Origin of the sequence: Pandoraea terrigena (genome assembly GCF_902459705.1) — a bacterium.
Taxonomy (GTDB): Bacteria; Pseudomonadota; Gammaproteobacteria; order Burkholderiales; family Burkholderiaceae; genus Pandoraea; species Pandoraea terrigena.
Genome location: NZ_CABPRU010000002.1, coordinates 78,354 through 94,017, shown reverse-complemented (window position 1 = coordinate 94,017; position 15,664 = coordinate 78,354). Strand labels below are relative to the sequence as shown.

13 protein-coding genes and 1 pseudogene are annotated in these 15,664 nt (G+C 61.3%); 6 read left to right on the top strand and 8 right to left on the bottom strand.

All coding sequences use genetic code 11. The features are described 5' to 3' along the window. Positions 1 to 6: 6 nt before the first annotated feature. From PTE31013_RS04715 to PTE31013_RS04690, 6 genes are read right to left on the bottom strand one after another with little or no spacing between them, the layout of a single operon-like run. Positions 7 to 1,173 (bottom strand): acyl-CoA dehydrogenase family protein, encoded by a 1,167-nt coding sequence (locus PTE31013_RS04715; RefSeq protein WP_150611689.1) that lies wholly within the window; start codon positions 1,171 to 1,173, stop codon positions 7 to 9. A gap of 39 nt (positions 1,174 to 1,212) precedes the next feature. Further along, positions 1,213 to 1,959 (bottom strand): SDR family NAD(P)-dependent oxidoreductase, encoded by a 747-nt coding sequence (locus tag PTE31013_RS04710; protein ID WP_150611688.1) that lies wholly within the window; start codon positions 1,957 to 1,959, stop codon positions 1,213 to 1,215. 1 nt (position 1,960) lies between these two features. Next, positions 1,961 to 2,731, bottom strand: coding sequence for an enoyl-CoA hydratase/isomerase family protein (locus PTE31013_RS04705; RefSeq protein ID WP_150611687.1), 771 nt, complete (start codon positions 2,729 to 2,731; stop codon positions 1,961 to 1,963). A 1-nt stretch (position 2,732) separates the two neighbouring features. Beyond that, positions 2,733 to 4,400: a class I adenylate-forming enzyme family protein gene (locus PTE31013_RS04700; RefSeq protein ID WP_150611686.1), complete on the bottom strand. Its 1,668-nt coding sequence runs from the start codon at positions 4,398 to 4,400 to the stop codon at positions 2,733 to 2,735. A 33-nt stretch (positions 4,401 to 4,433) separates the two neighbouring features. After that, the gene (locus PTE31013_RS04695) at positions 4,434 to 5,213 is read right to left on the bottom strand and encodes an enoyl-CoA hydratase-related protein (RefSeq protein ID WP_150611685.1); all 780 of its coding nucleotides are present in this window, start codon (positions 5,211 to 5,213) and stop codon (positions 4,434 to 4,436) included. A gap of 20 nt (positions 5,214 to 5,233) precedes the next feature. Continuing rightward, positions 5,234 to 6,463 carry a CaiB/BaiF CoA transferase family protein gene (locus tag PTE31013_RS04690; protein ID WP_150611684.1) on the bottom strand — a complete coding sequence of 410 codons (1,230 nt, stop codon included), beginning with the start codon at positions 6,461 to 6,463 and terminating at the stop codon, positions 5,234 to 5,236. A gap of 242 nt (positions 6,464 to 6,705) precedes the next feature. Here PTE31013_RS04690 and PTE31013_RS04685 point away from each other — a divergent pair, with 242 nt between their 5' ends. The 4 genes from PTE31013_RS04685 (at position 6,706) to PTE31013_RS04670 (ending at position 11,598) form a co-directional block, all read left to right on the top strand. Next, positions 6,706 to 8,358, top strand: coding sequence for a sigma-54 interaction domain-containing protein (locus tag PTE31013_RS04685; protein WP_150611683.1), 1,653 nt, complete (start codon positions 6,706 to 6,708; stop codon positions 8,356 to 8,358). An 886-nt stretch (positions 8,359 to 9,244) separates the two neighbouring features. Continuing rightward, on the top strand, positions 9,245 to 9,991 hold the full coding sequence (locus tag PTE31013_RS04680) for an SDR family oxidoreductase (RefSeq protein WP_150611682.1): 747 nt from the start codon (positions 9,245 to 9,247) through the stop codon (positions 9,989 to 9,991). A 149-nt stretch (positions 9,992 to 10,140) separates the two neighbouring features. Then, positions 10,141 to 10,995, top strand: coding sequence for a DJ-1/PfpI family protein (locus tag PTE31013_RS04675; protein ID WP_150611681.1), 855 nt, complete (start codon positions 10,141 to 10,143; stop codon positions 10,993 to 10,995). A gap of 138 nt (positions 10,996 to 11,133) precedes the next feature. Further along, positions 11,134 to 11,598, top strand: coding sequence for a YybH family protein (locus PTE31013_RS04670; RefSeq protein WP_150612175.1), 465 nt, complete (start codon positions 11,134 to 11,136; stop codon positions 11,596 to 11,598). Positions 11,599 to 11,694: 96 nt separating this feature from the next. On the opposite strand, the gene PTE31013_RS04665 is transcribed toward PTE31013_RS04670, so the two are convergent. Further along, the gene (locus tag PTE31013_RS04665) at positions 11,695 to 12,642 is read right to left on the bottom strand and encodes a GlxA family transcriptional regulator (protein ID WP_150611680.1); all 948 of its coding nucleotides are present in this window, start codon (positions 12,640 to 12,642) and stop codon (positions 11,695 to 11,697) included. A gap of 280 nt (positions 12,643 to 12,922) precedes the next feature. Between PTE31013_RS04665 and PTE31013_RS04660 the strand changes: the two are divergent. Continuing rightward, a pseudogene (locus tag PTE31013_RS04660) lies at positions 12,923 to 13,273 on the top strand (FAD-dependent oxidoreductase); the annotation flags it as partial. Positions 13,274 to 13,377: 104 nt separating this feature from the next. Here PTE31013_RS04660 and PTE31013_RS04655 read toward each other — a convergent pair. After that, entirely contained in the window at positions 13,378 to 14,133 is a 756-nt protein-coding gene (locus tag PTE31013_RS04655; protein WP_150611678.1) for a 4'-phosphopantetheinyl transferase family protein, read from the bottom strand. Positions 14,134 to 14,626: 493 nt separating this feature from the next. Between PTE31013_RS04655 and PTE31013_RS04650 the strand changes: the two genes are divergently transcribed. Further along, the gene (locus PTE31013_RS04650) at positions 14,627 to 15,625 is read left to right on the top strand and encodes an aldo/keto reductase (protein ID WP_150611677.1); all 999 of its coding nucleotides are present in this window, start codon (positions 14,627 to 14,629) and stop codon (positions 15,623 to 15,625) included. Positions 15,626 to 15,664 lie beyond the last annotated feature (39 nt).

The window sequence follows — 15,664 nt, the reverse complement described above, 5'->3', positions numbered from 1 at the left end:
CGTCTCCTATTTTTCGATGAAGCTGCGGCCGATGAGCTGGCGATGGATCTGATTCGTCCCTTCCCAGATCTGCGTGATCTTGGCGTCGCGCATGAGTCGCTCGACCCGGTAGTCCGAGCAGTATCCGTAGCCGCCGAGCAACTGCACCGCGTCGGTCGAGATGCGCATCGCTGCGTCCGTCGCGCGCATTTTGAGGATCGAAGCCTCGATGCCGAAGCCCGATGCACCGCTGTCCACCCGGCTCGCGACCTGCCACAGCAGCGATTCGCAAAGGACGAGCTCAGAGGCCATGTCGGCCAGCATGAATTGAATGCCCTGGAAGTCGATGATCCTGCGCCCGGACTGCTTGCGTTCGTTGATGTACGCGGTGGCGTCTTCGAAGGCCGCCCGCGCAATACCCAGTGCATGGGCCGCGACGCTAGGGCGCGATCGGTTCAGCGATTCAAACAGAATGCGAAGCCCGTCGCCCGGCTGACCGATGAGATTGGCACGCGGCACGCGACAGTTGTCGAACGACAGGGACGCCGTGCTCGATGCGCGGGTGCCCATCTTGTGTTCGAGGCCATTAACGGACAGGCCCTCGGTGCCCTTTTCGAGAACGAGTACCGAAATGGCGTCCCTGGCGTTGTCGATTTCAGACCATTTGCCGAACAGCAGATACAGATCGGCGACGTCGCCGTTGGTGATGAAGACCTTGCTGCCGTTGATGACGATATCATCGCCATTGGGTGTGAAGGTCGTGCGCATGCCCGTGGCGTCAGAACCGGCACCGCTTTCGGTGATGGCGAGTGACGCGAGGCCGCCTTCTGCAATGCGCGGCAGGACCCGTGCCTTCTGCTCCTCGCTGCCGAATTCCACGACCGGCTTGATGGCGTGGAAGTTTGTCGCCCAGATGATGCCCGTCGAGGCACATGCGGCGGAGATCTCGCGCACGCACGCGGCATAGCAGGTGAAGGAGAGTCGCGCACCGCCGCATTCTTCCGGGATGAAGATTGCGTTCAGACCGAGTTCGTTGATGGCCTTGACGTTGTCCCACGGAAACGCCGACGTGCGGTCGTATTCCGCGGCGCGGGGTGCAATCCGGTCGCGCGCCAGCGACTTCACGCTGTCGACAATCATCCGCTCTTCCTCCGACAGCGGAAGGCTCGCGTCCAGTTTTTCGAGTACGTTCATGGTTGAGTGCCTAATCCGTGTGTTCCGATTCGTTGGCGCTCAGAGCGCCATCCCCTGACCGCCGTCGAGATAGATCGTCTCGCCGGTCATGAAGCCGGTCGTAACGGTGAACAGCAGTCGCACCAGTTGCGCCACGTCTTCGGATGCGCCGGGGGCGCCAGTCGGGATCCGCTTTGCGAGGAATCGGCTGAGCGACCCGCTCGATAACGATGCCTTGTTCAAGTCGGTGGCGATGTAGCCAGGCGCCACGTTATGCACCCGGATGCCATCGCTCGCCCACTCGACGGCGAGGCAGCGCGAGATGGCGCCTACCGCAGCCTTCGAGGCGCAATACGCCGAGTTGCGGCGCACGCCGAGCTTGTCGAAGAACGAGCCTATGTTGACGATCGTTGCGCCGCCGGCGTCGCGCAGGTACGGATAGGCGATCTGACTCGCCATGAACACCGACGTCGTGTTCATACTCATGACCTGCTCGAATTCCGCGATCGACTGGGATGCGGCGTCGTCTTCCAGATGCAGGCCCGCGTTGTTGACCAAACCCACGAGTGGCAGGCCGACGCGGCGCATCGTGTCCTCGATGGCCTGCTTGACCGAGTCATGGCGCGTGACGTCGCATTCGGTCGTCACGAAGCGTGCGCGCACGTCGGGATCTGAAATTTCTCGTGTCGGCAGCGCGCCGGAACGCGACAGACACGCCACGGTGAAGCCATCGAGCGCTAGCGCTTCGGCGATCGCCGCGCCGATGCCTCGACTCGCGCCAGTCACCAGAATGCAGCCTTTGTCCATGTCATTCATCCTTGAAAGCGGGCTTGCGCTTCTCGACGAAGGCGGTCATCCCTTCGACCGCATCGGCCGTCTGGTAGGCGAGCGTCGAGAGATCTGCTTCGATCTTCAGGCCGTCGCTCAGGCTGACTTCGGCTGCGCGCAGAACGGCCTCTCGTGCGAACAGCGAGGCGCACCTGCTGTAACGCGTAAACTGGTTGGCAAATTCGCAGCCGAGCGCCATCGGGTCGTCGCCTTCGACAATGCGGTTGACGAGCCCGATGCGTTCCGCTTCCGCCGCATCGATTGCTTTCCCCGAGAGAACCAGTTCGAGCGCGCGTGCCTGCCCGATCAGCCGCGGCAGCCGTTGGGTTCCGCCGTAGCCGGGAATGAGTCCCAACTTGATCTCCGGCAGGCCCATCTTGGCGCTGGGCGTGGCGATTCGGAACGTACATGCCATAGCCAGTTCGAGCCCACCGCCGAACGCATAGCCGCTGATGACGGCGATCGACGGCACAGGCAGCGCGTCAAGCTTCGCGAACGTGGCCTGTCCCAGCGCAGCGTCTTCTCGCTGGGCGATGAGGCTGCGGCCCAACAACTCCTTGATGTCGGCACCCGCGCAAAATGCCTTGCTGCCGCTTCCCGTAACGACCAATGCCCTTGCATCGGAGCGCGCCGCTTCGTCGAACGCGGCGGAGAGTTCAACGAGTACGGAAAAGCTCAGCGCATTGAGCGCTTCCGGACGGTTCAAGCCCACCTGCGCGATGCCGTCAATGATCTTGAGCGTGACTGACACTTCAGACTCCTAGATTGGCTTTCGCGCGATAGCGGACTGCCTCGGGGGTGAGACCGCCGTTGCGCACAAGTTCGATGAGCTCGCGCTTGAGAATCTTGCCGCTCGCCGTGAGCGGAAACGTGTCTAGCGACGCAAAGTACTCCGGCATGTCGTACTTCGACAGGCCCGAAGCGGCGAGATGATCGAGCATCGATTCGGCACTGACCGACGCGCCGAACTTAACCAGAATGGCAAGGCATACCTTCTCGCCGAGACGCTCATCGGGCACCGGAAATGCGGCTGCACGGTCGACGTCGCTGTGGCGCATCGCGAGCTCTTCGATGCCTGCGGGGAAGATGTTGTGTCCGCCGCGAATGATCAGGTCCTTCTTACGGCCGACGATCTGCAGACAACCGTCTTCGGTGAGCATGCCCAGGTCGCCGCTCATAAACCAGCCATGCCGGTTGAACGACGACTCAGTAGCGCCCTGATTGTCGAAGTAGCCCAGCATGAGCACGGCACCGCGTCCGCCGATTTCTCCGATTTCGCCGGGTTCGGCTTCGTCGTCGATGTTGTCTCGCTTCCAGAGCTTGATTTCATAGCCTTCGCATGGACGTCCGCACGTCGAGACAATGGTGTCGGCGCCGTCGCTCGGCCGCGTATAGTTGTGCGAGCCGTTTTCTGTCATGCCGTAGACGTTCTGCGGCGTCACGCCAAGGCTCATGAAGCGTTGGGCGACGTCGCGCGGAATGGCCGAGCCGGCCATGTAGAAGGTCTTCACGTCACCCAGATGATCGAGGTCGCGGCGTTCGACCTCCGCGAGGACGTCCATGGCGTGTGTCGGCACCCCCATCACATAGTCGGCTTCGGTCTTCACGATCCAGTCGAGACCGGAGACGCCGGCAGAGGGGGCGCTCATGCACAGTTCAAGGCCAGTGACGAGCATCTGTTCGATGGCCACTGTCGCAATGTGATGGCTCATCGGGCTGAGCGTCAGTAGTCGTGTCTGGCTAGTGTGCCCCCAGTCGGTGGCGAGGGCACGCCCGTTTGCGAGCAGGGTGTTGTCGCTGTGCATCACCCCCTTTGGCGCACCCGTCGTGCCGGAAGTGAAGGCGAGATAGACGATCTTGTCGGCATCGAGGTCCGGTGCGTGCAGTACCGCCGGCGGTGCGGCGTCGGGAAACGCCAGTTTGTCGACGTTATCCTGTGCCGCCTCGCGGTCGTAGATCATCATCAATCCGGGAATGGATCGTGCGCGATCGAAGATGGACGCCGCTCGCCCGTTCGCCCCGTAACCGGGTTGCGTGAACAGTGCCTTGCACTGGATACGTTCGAGCAGGACAGCAATTTCCTCGACCGTGTAGTTCTGATGCAGCGACGGTGCGCAGACGTAGCCGTTGCGCGAGCACGCAAGGAAAATGATGACGGTTTCGAGGACGCTGGGCAGCCAGATTCCCACTCGGTCGCCCGGGCGCAGGCCGCCGCGATGCAGCGATTCCGCGACGCTGTCGGTCCACTCGGTGACTTCGCGCCAAGTGAGGCGTCGGGTCGCATCCCGCAGGGCGTGGGCCGAGGGCCGCTCGCGCGCATGGCGACGGGCGAGTGAGTACAGCGTCTCCTGCTGCCATACGCCGGCCAGGTAGTATTCGCGTGCCCGCTGGGGATTGTGAAGCGTCAGTATGTTTTGCATGACGTCGATCCGTATATCGATGAGCGGGCGAGTTCAGTGACCGAACTTGGAGGCATCCGGATCGCGACGTTCGGCGAACGCCGATGCCAGCTCCGCGTGCTCGTCCGACTCGAGATAGCCGCGCAACAGAATGTCGTGCGACATGCGCGACAGACCGCTCACTCCGCCATGACGTGCGTTGAATGCCGACTTGATCGCTGCTAGCGCCAGCGAGCCGCGTTGCGCGATCTCGAGCGCGTACTGGCGGGTCGCGTCCTTCAGTTCGTTATCGGGCACGACCATGTTGATCAGGCCCCATTCGAGCGCTTCGCGTGCGCTGATCTTCGGGTTGCGATACCAGATGTCCTTCGCGCGCTTCTTGCCGACGAGGTCTTCCAGATACCACGTGCCATAGCCGGCATCGAAGCTACCGACCATCGGCCCGACTTGACGAAAAATGGCGCTTTCTTTAGCGATGGTGACGTCGCACACGACTTGCAGCACGTTCCCACCGCCCACGGCAAAGCCGTTGACCGAGGCGATCACGGGCTTCTGCAGGCGATCAATGCTCTCGTACATCTCCAGAGTCGGCAGCACACCAGCGTAGAGCAGCGAGTCTTCCATGCCGTCTTTCCGACCGCCGGTGCAGAAGAATTTGTCGCCCGCGCCGGTGATCACGATCGCGCGGGTGCGCGTCTCGCGACGGATGTTCTCGATACAGTCGCGAATCTCGTGACACATCGTCTCGGTGAACATGTTGCCGTCGTGCGGACGGTTGAGCGTGATCGTGCCGATGGGACCATCTTCGCGATACAGGATTTCCTCGAATTTCATCGTTGTCTCCCTATTGATGTTCAAATGACTTGTCGTTCCTTGAGGCCAGCGATGCGTGCTTCCGACAGGCCAAGACGTGTGCGCAACACGCGTTCCGTGTCCGCGCCCAGCAGCGGCGGCGCGCTGCGATGGACCTCGCTCTTGCCGTCGAAGCGAATGCCCAGACCGACCTGGGGCACCTTGCTGGCGGATCCTTCAACCGAATAGAACAATCCTTCCGAGAGCAGATGCCGGTCCCGCACGACCTGATCTACCCGGTAGATCGGACCCGCCGGAATCCGGTGTTCGTTGAACACTGTCAACCAGTGTTCGCGCTCGCGCGTGACCAGCAGCCCCTGAATCGCCTTCACGATACTGGCGCGCTGCGCCCGGCGACTTGCGTTCGTGGCGAACGCTTGGGTGGCGCCATATTCCGGCTGGCCGACGGCCGTCCAGAATCGCTGCCAGATGGCGTCGTTGCCCAGCCCAAGCGTGATCGGTTCGTCGGCGGTCTCGAAGACCTGGTAGATCGCAATGACGGAATCGCGCCCGCCTGAGCGGGTGATGTGCTCGCCCGACCCAAGGTAGGGGACGATGCGCGGCGCCATGAAGCGGACCATGCTCGCGACCATCGACACATCGATGCTTTTGCCGAGCCCAGTGCGCTGTCTCTCATACAGCGCGGCGACGGTGGCGAGGGCGACGTCCTGACCAGCAAGCAGGTCGGCTGCTGGCGTGCCGACTTTCTGCGGGCCGTACTCCATTTCGCCCGTCAGGTCCATCACGCCCGAATAGCCTTCCGCAATGAGGTCATAGCAGGGCAGGTTGGCGCGCGGGCCGTGTGAGCCGAAGCCCGTGAGCGCCACGTGGATCAACGACGGATACCGGGTCGTCAGCGACACGAAGTCCAGCCCGAGTCGGCGTTGAACACTCTGAACCGTGTTTACGACGAGCACATCGGTCGACGCGAGCAGGTTGTCGAGGATCTCCCGGCCCTCGGGCTGCTTGATGTCAAGCGTCAGGCTTTCCTTGTTGCGGTTGATGCTTAGGTACCAGAGCGATTCGCCATCGAGGAACGGAGGGCCCCACGCCCGGGTGTCGTCACCGGTGCCGACCCGCTCGATCTTCGTCACTTCGGCGCCGAGGTCGCCGAGCAACTGCGTGCCGTAGGGGCCTGCGATGGAAGTCGTGAGATCTAGCACCCGGACGCCCTTGAGCAGTCCGAGCCCGGTGGTCGTGGTCGCGAGGGGAAGTGTGTCGAGTGGATTCATTGTGGTGTCTCGGTCGTATACCCTTCCCTAAGCGACAACCGTGCCAGCATGGAAAATGTTGCGTTGCACTCAATCCAAAGGTCACAGGAATAAACCGGTTATGCCACGTCGTCGGTCGAAAATGATGCGCATGCGTGTTGGCCCGGCGTTTGCAGATGTGTCCGCTCTTGAGGACACTGAATACCCCTTTGTGTATTTCAACTACACTTCGAAGACACAAAAATCCACTCGTTGGAGGAGATATGGGACAGCCGGCCAACGGCGTTTTGGTGCTCGACGTGGCAGGACAGGTGCGCTTCGCGGCGGGCTTGGGAAGCGACACTTCGGTGATCGACAACATCACGACGGTGTGGCGCCGCCGGCATGTCGTGCCGCTCAAGCGTCTGTTCACGTTGGCCGAAGCTGAGCAGCCGCTCATCGTGGCGACGTTCACCACATCGCAGGGGGGATGCTTCCTCGTCTTTGTCGGTGCACACGGCGACGAGCTCTCCGAGTTCATTGCCAGCGTCGATTTTTCCGATGAGATCCTGCGCCACTTCGTGACCAATCCCTATGAGGCGATCACGGTCGTCGACAAAGAAGGCGTGCTGCGCTACATCAGCCCGATTCATGAGCGCTTCTTCGGGTTGCGTCACGGCGAGGGAACGGGACGTTCGGTGACCGAGGTCATCGAGAACACCCGTCTACCGGAGGTGGCGACGTCCGGTAAGCGAGAGATCGGCCAGGTGCAGGAAATGAACGGTGTCACGCGCGTGGTTACGCGCACGCCGATCTTTGATCGCGCGCGAAACTGTGTCGGCGCGATCGGCCAGGTGATGTTCAAGGGCCCGGAGGCGATCGAGAAGCTGAGCGTGGAACTGGCGCGTGTGCGTCAGGAGCTCGCGTTCTACAAGCGGGAGCTGTCCGGCATGCGCAACCGTTCGCATGGGCTCGAGCAGATTGTCGGGAACAGCGAGTCGGTGCGACGCCTGAAGGACGATATCGTGCGCGTTGCGCCGCTGGACGTGCCGGTGCTGCTCGTCGGCGAGAGTGGCACGGGCAAGGAGTTGGTCGCGCATGCCATCCATCTACTCGGCGGGCGCAGCGATAAGCCACTCGTGCTCGTCAACGCGGCGGCCATGCCGGGCAATCTGGTCGAGAGCGAACTCTTCGGTTACGAGGGCGGCGCATTCACCGGGGCGGACAAGAAGGGACGCAAAGGCAAGTTCGAGCTGGCGCATACCGGCAGCTTGTTCCTCGACGAGATCGGCGATATGCCACTCGAGATGCAAGTCAAACTCTTGCGTGTTCTTCAAGACGGGACGTTCGAGCGTCTTGGCGGGGACCGCCCGAAGCACTCAGATTTCAGGTTGATTTCCGCCAGCAATCGCAATTTCGACGCGATGATTAAAGAGAGTCGATTTCGGCTCGATCTGTTCTATCGGATTAGCGCGGTGACGCTGCGGCTGCCACCACTGCGGGAGCGACTCGACGACATCCCTCTGCTGGCCGAGCGGTTTCTCAACGATTTTGCTGCTCGCCATCGGATGTCCCCGAAGTCATTGAGACCAGAAGTGGTGCGTTATCTTCAGGAACGTTCATGGCCGGGCAACGTCCGGCAGTTACAGCACGCCATCGAGCGTGCCGCCATTTTTTCTGACGATGATTTCCTGGCCATCGAGAACTTCGAGCAGTCGTCGGCTGAGGCCGACACTGAGTCCTCCGTCTTCCCCGGTCTTGCTGGGAGTGTATCGTTGAGCAAGACCGGCATCCGATTGGCCAAGGAGAAGGTGGAACTTGATCTGATCCGCGAGGCGCTTGCACATCACAATGGAAATAAAAAGCGCGTTGCCGAAGCCCTCGGAATGTCTCGCTCTTACCTCTACAAAAGACTCAAAGATCTTGAGTCTGAGTGAGCATTGCTCAGGCTCAGCCTCGCTCCGTTCAAATGACCCTTCGACGCCTCTGATTGTGCATCTGCGCACAATCAGGTTGCGTGGTTTGTCTTTGTGCAGAGACACCACAAAACCCATAATTTCCCTACGCGGCCGAAATGCCTCGCAGCGTCAGGCACCAGCGGTGATCAACTTCCGAACGCTTGAACGGTTGCTCCGCTGATCGGATGCCGATATGGCACTGATTCAACACGTGTTGGCCACCTAGAATCCGCACGAGCGCAATCGCCACCTTCGAGCCACGTGGTCGCACATTGTCTCCGACCAAGATCGGAAAGTTCTTCGCTGCTCTCTAGCGGGTTGCGGCTGAGCCGTGCGCTTACTTCGTTCTGCTGGGGCGCAGGAGCGAGTAATTTGGCGCGAGCGCGTCGTACGCGTCGTTCCGCCACGTAACGCGCTGGCGAGTGCTTGGCGCTTTGAGGAACATCATGGCTCGCGTCCGGCGGTGTGGTCCATGATCGTATCGACGATCTTGGGAAGCGGGCGTCGGCCGGCATTGGCAAATGAAGGTTTTCGGTCGGCGCCAGTGCGATTTCGTTTAGGAGCTGCGTGACCAGGCGCGATTTCATCTCGCCCTAGGGATCGAGCATCGGAAGGCTGGCGGATCGGATCACTAGTTCACGCAGCAGCGGCGTTGCGGAAAGCGTGCAGCAGTTCGGTGGGAGATTGGAAACGTCGACCACTGCCTAAGAACCATCTGGCTGGTGTGTCGTTTTTTAAGGGATATAGGTCCTTTGCGTCATTCTGTATCGATTCCATAATCTGATTGCGAATCAAGTTGGGGCAAGCGCAGTAGCGCTTGAATCTTTGGCTTGATCGATAACGAAGCAGAGAAAGGAACACAGAAATGAGGCTCAAGAACAAATCGGCGTTGATCACGGGTGGCACAAGCGGCATCGGTCTTGCCACTGCCAAGCTTTTCATTGCAGAAGGCGCCAAAGTGGCGGTAACGGGGCGCGACGAAACCGCGTTTGAACGGGTGAGGGCTGAGCTCGGCGAGAACGCGCTCGTCCTCAAGGGCGATGTCCGTTCGCTCAACGACATGCGGGCGATTGCCGCTCAGGTGAAAGAGAAATTTGGCGGCCTGGACATCGTGTTTGCCAACGCCGGGTGGGCGTTCCCGTCCGCCGTCGACGACATCGACGAAGCACTGTATGCCGAGATCATGGACGTCAATGTCAAAGGCGTTGTGCTCACGCTTCAGGCGGTGCTTCCGGTGTTGCGAGATGGTGCCTCGGTCATCCTCAATACGTCCTTCGTTGACCAGACCGGCAAGCACGGAATTTCGCTGACCGCGGCGGCAAAGGCCGCAGTGCGATCCCTTGCCCGTAGCTGGTCCTACGAGTTTCTCGACCGCAAGATCCGCTTTAACGCGATCGCTCCCGGCGCGATGGAGACACCCCTGATTGGCAAGTGGGGCATGGCCGACGAGGATGTTCGCAACCTCAAGGTGGAACTCGCGAAAGGCATTCCCGTGGGCCACATGGGCAAGGCCGATGACATCGCGTACGCGGCACTTTATCTTGCCAGCGACGAATCCTCCTATGTCGTCGGCGCCGAGCTAGTCGTCGATGGCGGAGCCTCGCAGCTCTAAGTCTTCGGTGGCCGATTTCGACTTCTACGCGTCTTCGCGGCACATCCCAATCCTGATACCGTCCGCCGGGCAATTCGTCGCGGTGGTTCTTTAAATTGGCCCGACCCGGGTGCGCTTGGTCAGGGGCTAAAGTGTAAGGAGCAATGATCTTGACAGACCAAAGCAAAAATAAAGCATCAAGTGAGCAACTTGACAAATCCGGCCATTCTCGTCGTGACGCTCTTAAGTTTGGCGGCATCGCCGCGCTCGGCGCCGCGGTGAGTGGCGGTGCCCTGCTCGGCGGCATGACTCCCGCTTTTGCGCAGACGGGTAGCAAGGGGGAGCTTGCCCCGAACGAGCCTCTGAACATTCTGATCGTGAACTATGACGGGGGAACGCTTCTCGATTTCGCCGGCCCTAGCGAGATTTTTCACCGTCTGCCGAATACGAACGTTCGCTATGCGAGCCTTAAGGGCGGCAACGTGACGCTCGAGTTCGGGGTGGTTTATGGCAACACCGAACGACTGGCCGACATCGAGAAAACTGATCTGATTTTGGTGCCCGGCGGGTCTAATCTTTCGGCACCGATGCGTCCAGAGTATCTGACGCAGATTCGGCGGCTCTCCGACGGCGCCAAACACGTGACCTCAGTTTGCAACGGATCGCTCGTGCTTGCCGCAACCGGTATCCTCAAAGGCAGGCGAAGCGCCTGCCATTGGGCCTTCGTCAACAAGCTTGCCGAATATGGCGCGATCGGTGTTCCGGATCGTTTCGTAGAAGACGACAACGGTCGCTTCATGAGCGGCGGAGGTGTGACGGCAGGCATCGACTTTGCACTTCGTGTTGCGGCGAAGATGCGGGGGCAACAGGCCGCCGAATTTACACAACTCGTGATCGAATACGATCCCGCGCCGCCGTTCCATTCCGGCCATCCCCGCGATGCGAGGCCGGAAGTCGTCGCGATGGTCGACAAGGAACTGCCCGGTGCATCCAAGGGGCTGGCTCGGATCCCTGGCATTCGATGAAACACTTGCGGGCAATGGAAGTGCGTGCTCTCGCTGGTTTCGATAGAAGCTGTCACCGACATTGCCCGTCTTTTGCAACTTTCGCTGACGAAGTTTGTGCAGCGCTCTCCAATTCAATCCATTATCGGAAGTCAAAAGATGCGACAGATTCGTTATTGCGTGGCCGTACTCGCTGCTTGCCTCTCACTGTCTACGCTCGCCACGCCGGCAACCGCCGGTTGCCACCAATCGAAAATCGAATCGGCGATCAAAGCCGAGAACGCGCGATGGGCGGAAGCTTACGCGCGCGGGGACTACGAGGCAGTGGGCCGGTTGTATACGAAAGATGGCGCACTCCTGCCGCCGGGCGGAGACAGAATTCGAGGTGCGAACGCGATCACCGCGTATTTCACCAAGGCGTCAGCCGGATCAGCGCCTGACACTGTGTTGTTCAGCAATTACGAGTTCTACGGTAACGATCAGGTCGTGACGGAAGTTTCGGATGCGGAGATCCATGACCAAAGTGGAAACCTCAAATACCGCGGTAAGCAGATTCTCATTTTCCTGAAGCAGGGCGGCGCCTGGAAGTTGCATCGCGACATCTGGAATGAATCGGCGCCCTGAGTAGCGTTGGGATAACTCCATCGTTTTTCAGGCTGAGCACCCTTTCGGGTGCATCGCTGTAGCGTATCTCGCGGATTGCGGCGCCAAGAAGTCCGGTCAGCGGTTAGCGAGGCGTCTGTTCTCGCGTCGAATCGATTGCGGCGGGTGCCCGTACAATTTGACGAAGGCTCTGCGCATTCGGTCCGGATCAGTGAATCCCACCGCCAGAGCAATCTGTTCGATCGGTTCGCTACCGTCCTGCAAGCGCAGTCGCGCAGCTTCAACGCGCAGACGCTCGACCGCCTTAGCAGGCGTTTCCCCCGTTTCCCGGCGGAACGCCCGCCCGAATTGTCGCGGACTTAAACGTGCCGCATCCGCGAGTCGCTCGACGGGCAGCGCTTCGGCCAAATGCTCTCTGGCAAAGTTCAGTGCGATGCGAATACGATCCGATTCCGGCTCCATCTGCGACATGGCGGAGAATTGGGACTGACCGCCAGGTCGGCGGTATGGAACGACCATCAGCCTGGAGATCGTTCGTGCGGTTTCCGAGCCCATATCTTTTTCGATTAAGGCCAGCGCGAGGTCAATTCCGGACGCGATACCTGCCGACGTCCAAATGCGGCCGTCGGCGATAAAAATCTTATCGCTCTCGACCCTGACGCGAGGGAAGCGAGACTGCAATTGCGCGGAGTATCGCCAGTGCGTTGTGGCTTTCAGATCGTCCAAAAGGCCAGCTTCCGCAAGCAAAAATGCGCCGGTACACACGCTTGCTACCCGCGACGCCCTGGAATTCAATTTTCTGGCCGCGGCAATGTTCTCCGGCTCGCTCATTGGGTCTATATCACCACCCACAAAAATGACCGTATCAAATGCGCGTCTCCCGATCGGCTTTGTTTCAATGGAGAGACCTGCGTTGCCCGTTACGGGCCCGCCCGCGCGCGAGATAACGCGAAGTTCATAGGGTGTGTGGCCGGCGGCAGTCGCTACCTGACGAAAAGCCGAAAGTGGTCCTGCAAGATCAAGCGCGTCGTGACCATGGCAAACGAAGAATCCTATTCGATGCATGAGGGATAGTTAACCGGAAATCCGAGATGACTTATTTTAAGGGGAGCCAGAAGTTAACGTCACGCGTCTTTTATTGACGTAAAAATGACCTTTGCGCCAAGGCCAATCAAGCGTAGGAACCGCCTTTTCGGCCGGCTCTTCTCCACATTTCCGGTGCCTCGATATTCGTATGACGGCGGCGACGTCCCCCGGATACCCGAGCACCTTGAATTAGAAAATTCCGGCTTCAAGGTGGGCGATTCGGAACTCGCCCGGAGTCAGGTCGCCTAGCGAACTATGCGGTCCGAAGGTGGACGGCCGCGTGTACCTCGACCGTCCCACGGGCGAGCGAGCCACGATAGCGCTCGAAGGCGTGTTCCTACAGATCGGTCTGGTGCCCAACACCGAGTGGATCGGGGGCGCGGTGTCGCTCTCGCGCCATGGTGAGATCGAAGTCGATGCCAAGAGCGCCACGTCGGAGCCGGGTGTGTTCGCCGCTGGCGACGTGCCGACCGTGCCGTTCAAGCAGATCGCGATTGCCGTGGAGAAGGGCACCGAGGCATCGCTGGGCGCGTTCGAGCGCCTGATGCTCAGTTCGGTCGAGGACAACGCGCCCGCGCAAGCGGCGCAACCGGCGCTTATCACCGCCTGACAGCGCCGGAAAAACGGCGTTTCGCCTACACAGGGTGCAGACGGCATGCATGCACGCCGTCTGCAAGATCGTTCGACCGTGTGCGCCGCCGCGCACATTCGTCGTCAGGCATCGACTCGCTCGACGCTGACATTCCCGAGACTCGACACCGTGCCCGTGATTCGCAGTGCGGCGTCGAGCCAGTCGGTCATGGCCCATCCCCCGTGCGCGACGCGCCTTTGCCACGTGCGCAGCGGGGCCTCGCTCATCGGCAGTGCGGACAGGTCGATCGCGGTCATCGCATCGAGCGTGGCGTCGCCGACTTTGATAAGACTCTCCTTGCGTGTCCACAGGCGCAGCCATGCCAGCGCGCGCGGCGACGGGGCGTGGTGGGTGTACGCTACCCCGGCGAACGCATTGAGCCGGATACGCTCGCGCTCGTTCACCCCCGGCAGGTCGGCGTCGGCGAGCCAGGCTTCATCCCAGTGCTCGACGTCGATGCCCACGGGGGCGATGGCACACGCGGCCGCGACCGCGCCGCGGGTACGGCTGAGGCTGACATGCAACCCGGGGTGGGCCGGCAGGCGAGGACGTCCGTGGGCGCCGCCACATCGCTCGCAGCGTTGCACGAGGACATAAGTGCGGGCTGCCGGCCCGGGGCCGTGGGTGCCACACGTGACGCGCGCCGCCGCGACACGCGCAAGAATGTGCGCCGCAACATAGTCCTCGCGGTCGGACGACCGGGAAAACGCGTCGGCGCGACGGCGCTCGTCGGGACTCAAGTGCGCGTCCCATCCCTTGAAACGGGCGAGAACGTCGCGCGAAGCGCCATACAGCGCAAGCCCCATGCCCGCCGGGGCATCCGTCTTGTCGTTCGTCATCGTGTGTCGTGGATCCCGTTGGTTGTCCCGCCTGACATTCCGATGTGCACCGCGCCATCCACCACACCATCCACGGCGCCATTCTCCACCGCGTGCATCGGGTCCATGTCAATCGAAATAACGGACTCCAAGCAATTTGGATGCCATATTCATGCGCAATGGGTGTGAGAGGGGCACGACCTTTCGCGCCGACGCCGCGAGGCCGCGAGCACCTGTCGCAGCCTGCGACAGGTGTTGCAACTCTCGACAGATGTTCCACCCGAACGCCGGTGCCGGCGCGCATGCGCGCCGCGTGCCGACAGCGCGCGGGATCGTCGCGCGCAATGCCTGACGTCATGCGGGTCCGGCCACGGCGCGTACGACGATGCGCGTCCGGTCGCCGGGGCACGCGAGGCGAGCGCGGACAATGGTTCGAAAATTGCATGACAGGAACCACACGCCGGTATCGCCTCGACCGATTCCGGAATCACAACCCTCTCAAAGGAGCGCCACGATGCTGTCGACACGTCGGCTTGGGCAACAAGGATTGGAGGTCCCGGCCATTGGGCTGGGCTGCATGGGCATGAGCTACGCCTATGGCGCTTCCGATGAAGCGGAATCGGTTCGTGTAATGGAACGGGCGATGGAGCTCGGATGCCAGTTTTTCGACACCGCCGAAGTCTACGGGCCATACGAGAACGAACGGCTGCTCGGGCGCGTGCTCAAGGGGCGGCGCGACAAGGTTGTCATCGCGACGAAATTCGGATTCCGGTTCGAGAACGGCGTGGTCACCGGGGCCGATAGCCGACCGTCACATATCCGTGAGGTGGTCGATGCCAGTCTTGCCCGGCTTGGAACGGATCACATTGATTTGCTGTATCAGCATCGGGTCGATCCGAACGTGCCGATCGAAGAGGTCGCGGGGACGGTCGGTGACCTCGTCAAGGCAGGCAAGGTGCTTTACTTCGGGCTTTCCGAGGCGGGCGAGCGAACCATCCGGCGGGCGCACGCCGTGCATCCGGTGAGTGCGTTGCAGAGCGAATACTCGCTCTGGCATCGTGACATCGAAGCATCGATCCTGCCATGCCTGCGCGAACTGGGTATCGGGCTCGTGCCGTTCGCTCCGCTCGGGCGCGGCTTTCTCACGGGTACCGCACGACGCGCCGAAGACTTTCCGCAGGGAGACTCGCGCCGTACGTCGGACCCGAGACTGCAGGGCGAGAACTTCGATGCCAACATGCAACTGGCGAAAGCCCTGGCAAGTCAGGCGGACCGGATCGGCGCGACGCCCGCGCAACTCGCGCTGGCCTGGCTGCTCTCGCGCGGCGACGACATCGTGCCGATTCCCGGCACGCGACGCGTGAGCCGGCTGGAAGAGAACTTGGCCGCAGCCAGCCTGCGGATTGATGCGGATGTCGCACGGGCGCTCGACGCGCGCTTCGGTGCCGGGGCGACGACCGGGTCTCGCTACAAGGAGACGGCCATGATGGCGTTGCTGGCGGATCCGGCATAAACCAGCAACGCCTACCGCACAAGGACGGGCGGCGAGACG

Bases quoted from the DNA above. Each gene is read 5' to 3' on its own strand.
- PTE31013_RS04715 (WP_150611689.1), bottom strand. From the start codon at position 1,173: ATGAACGTACTCGAAAAACTGGACGCGAGCCTTCCGCTGTCGGAGGAA.
- PTE31013_RS04710 (WP_150611688.1), bottom strand. From the start codon at position 1,959: ATGGACAAAGGCTGCATTCTGGTGACTGGCGCGAGTCGAGGCATCGGC.
- PTE31013_RS04670 (WP_150612175.1), top strand. From the start codon at position 11,134: ATGCGACAGATTCGTTATTGCGTGGCCGTACTCGCTGCTTGCCTCTCA.
- PTE31013_RS04665 (WP_150611680.1), bottom strand. From the start codon at position 12,642: ATGCATCGAATAGGATTCTTCGTTTGCCATGGTCACGACGCGCTTGAT.
- PTE31013_RS04690 (WP_150611684.1), bottom strand. From the start codon at position 6,463: ATGAATCCACTCGACACACTTCCCCTCGCGACCACGACCACCGGGCTC.
- PTE31013_RS04680 (WP_150611682.1), top strand. From the start codon at position 9,245: ATGAGGCTCAAGAACAAATCGGCGTTGATCACGGGTGGCACAAGCGGC.
- PTE31013_RS04685 (WP_150611683.1), top strand. From the start codon at position 6,706: ATGGGACAGCCGGCCAACGGCGTTTTGGTGCTCGACGTGGCAGGACAG.
- PTE31013_RS04700 (WP_150611686.1), bottom strand. From the start codon at position 4,400: ATGCAAAACATACTGACGCTTCACAATCCCCAGCGGGCACGCGAATAC.
- PTE31013_RS04650 (WP_150611677.1), top strand. From the start codon at position 14,627: ATGCTGTCGACACGTCGGCTTGGGCAACAAGGATTGGAGGTCCCGGCC.
- PTE31013_RS04655 (WP_150611678.1), bottom strand. From the start codon at position 14,133: ATGACGAACGACAAGACGGATGCCCCGGCGGGCATGGGGCTTGCGCTG.
- PTE31013_RS04695 (WP_150611685.1), bottom strand. From the start codon at position 5,213: ATGAAATTCGAGGAAATCCTGTATCGCGAAGATGGTCCCATCGGCACG.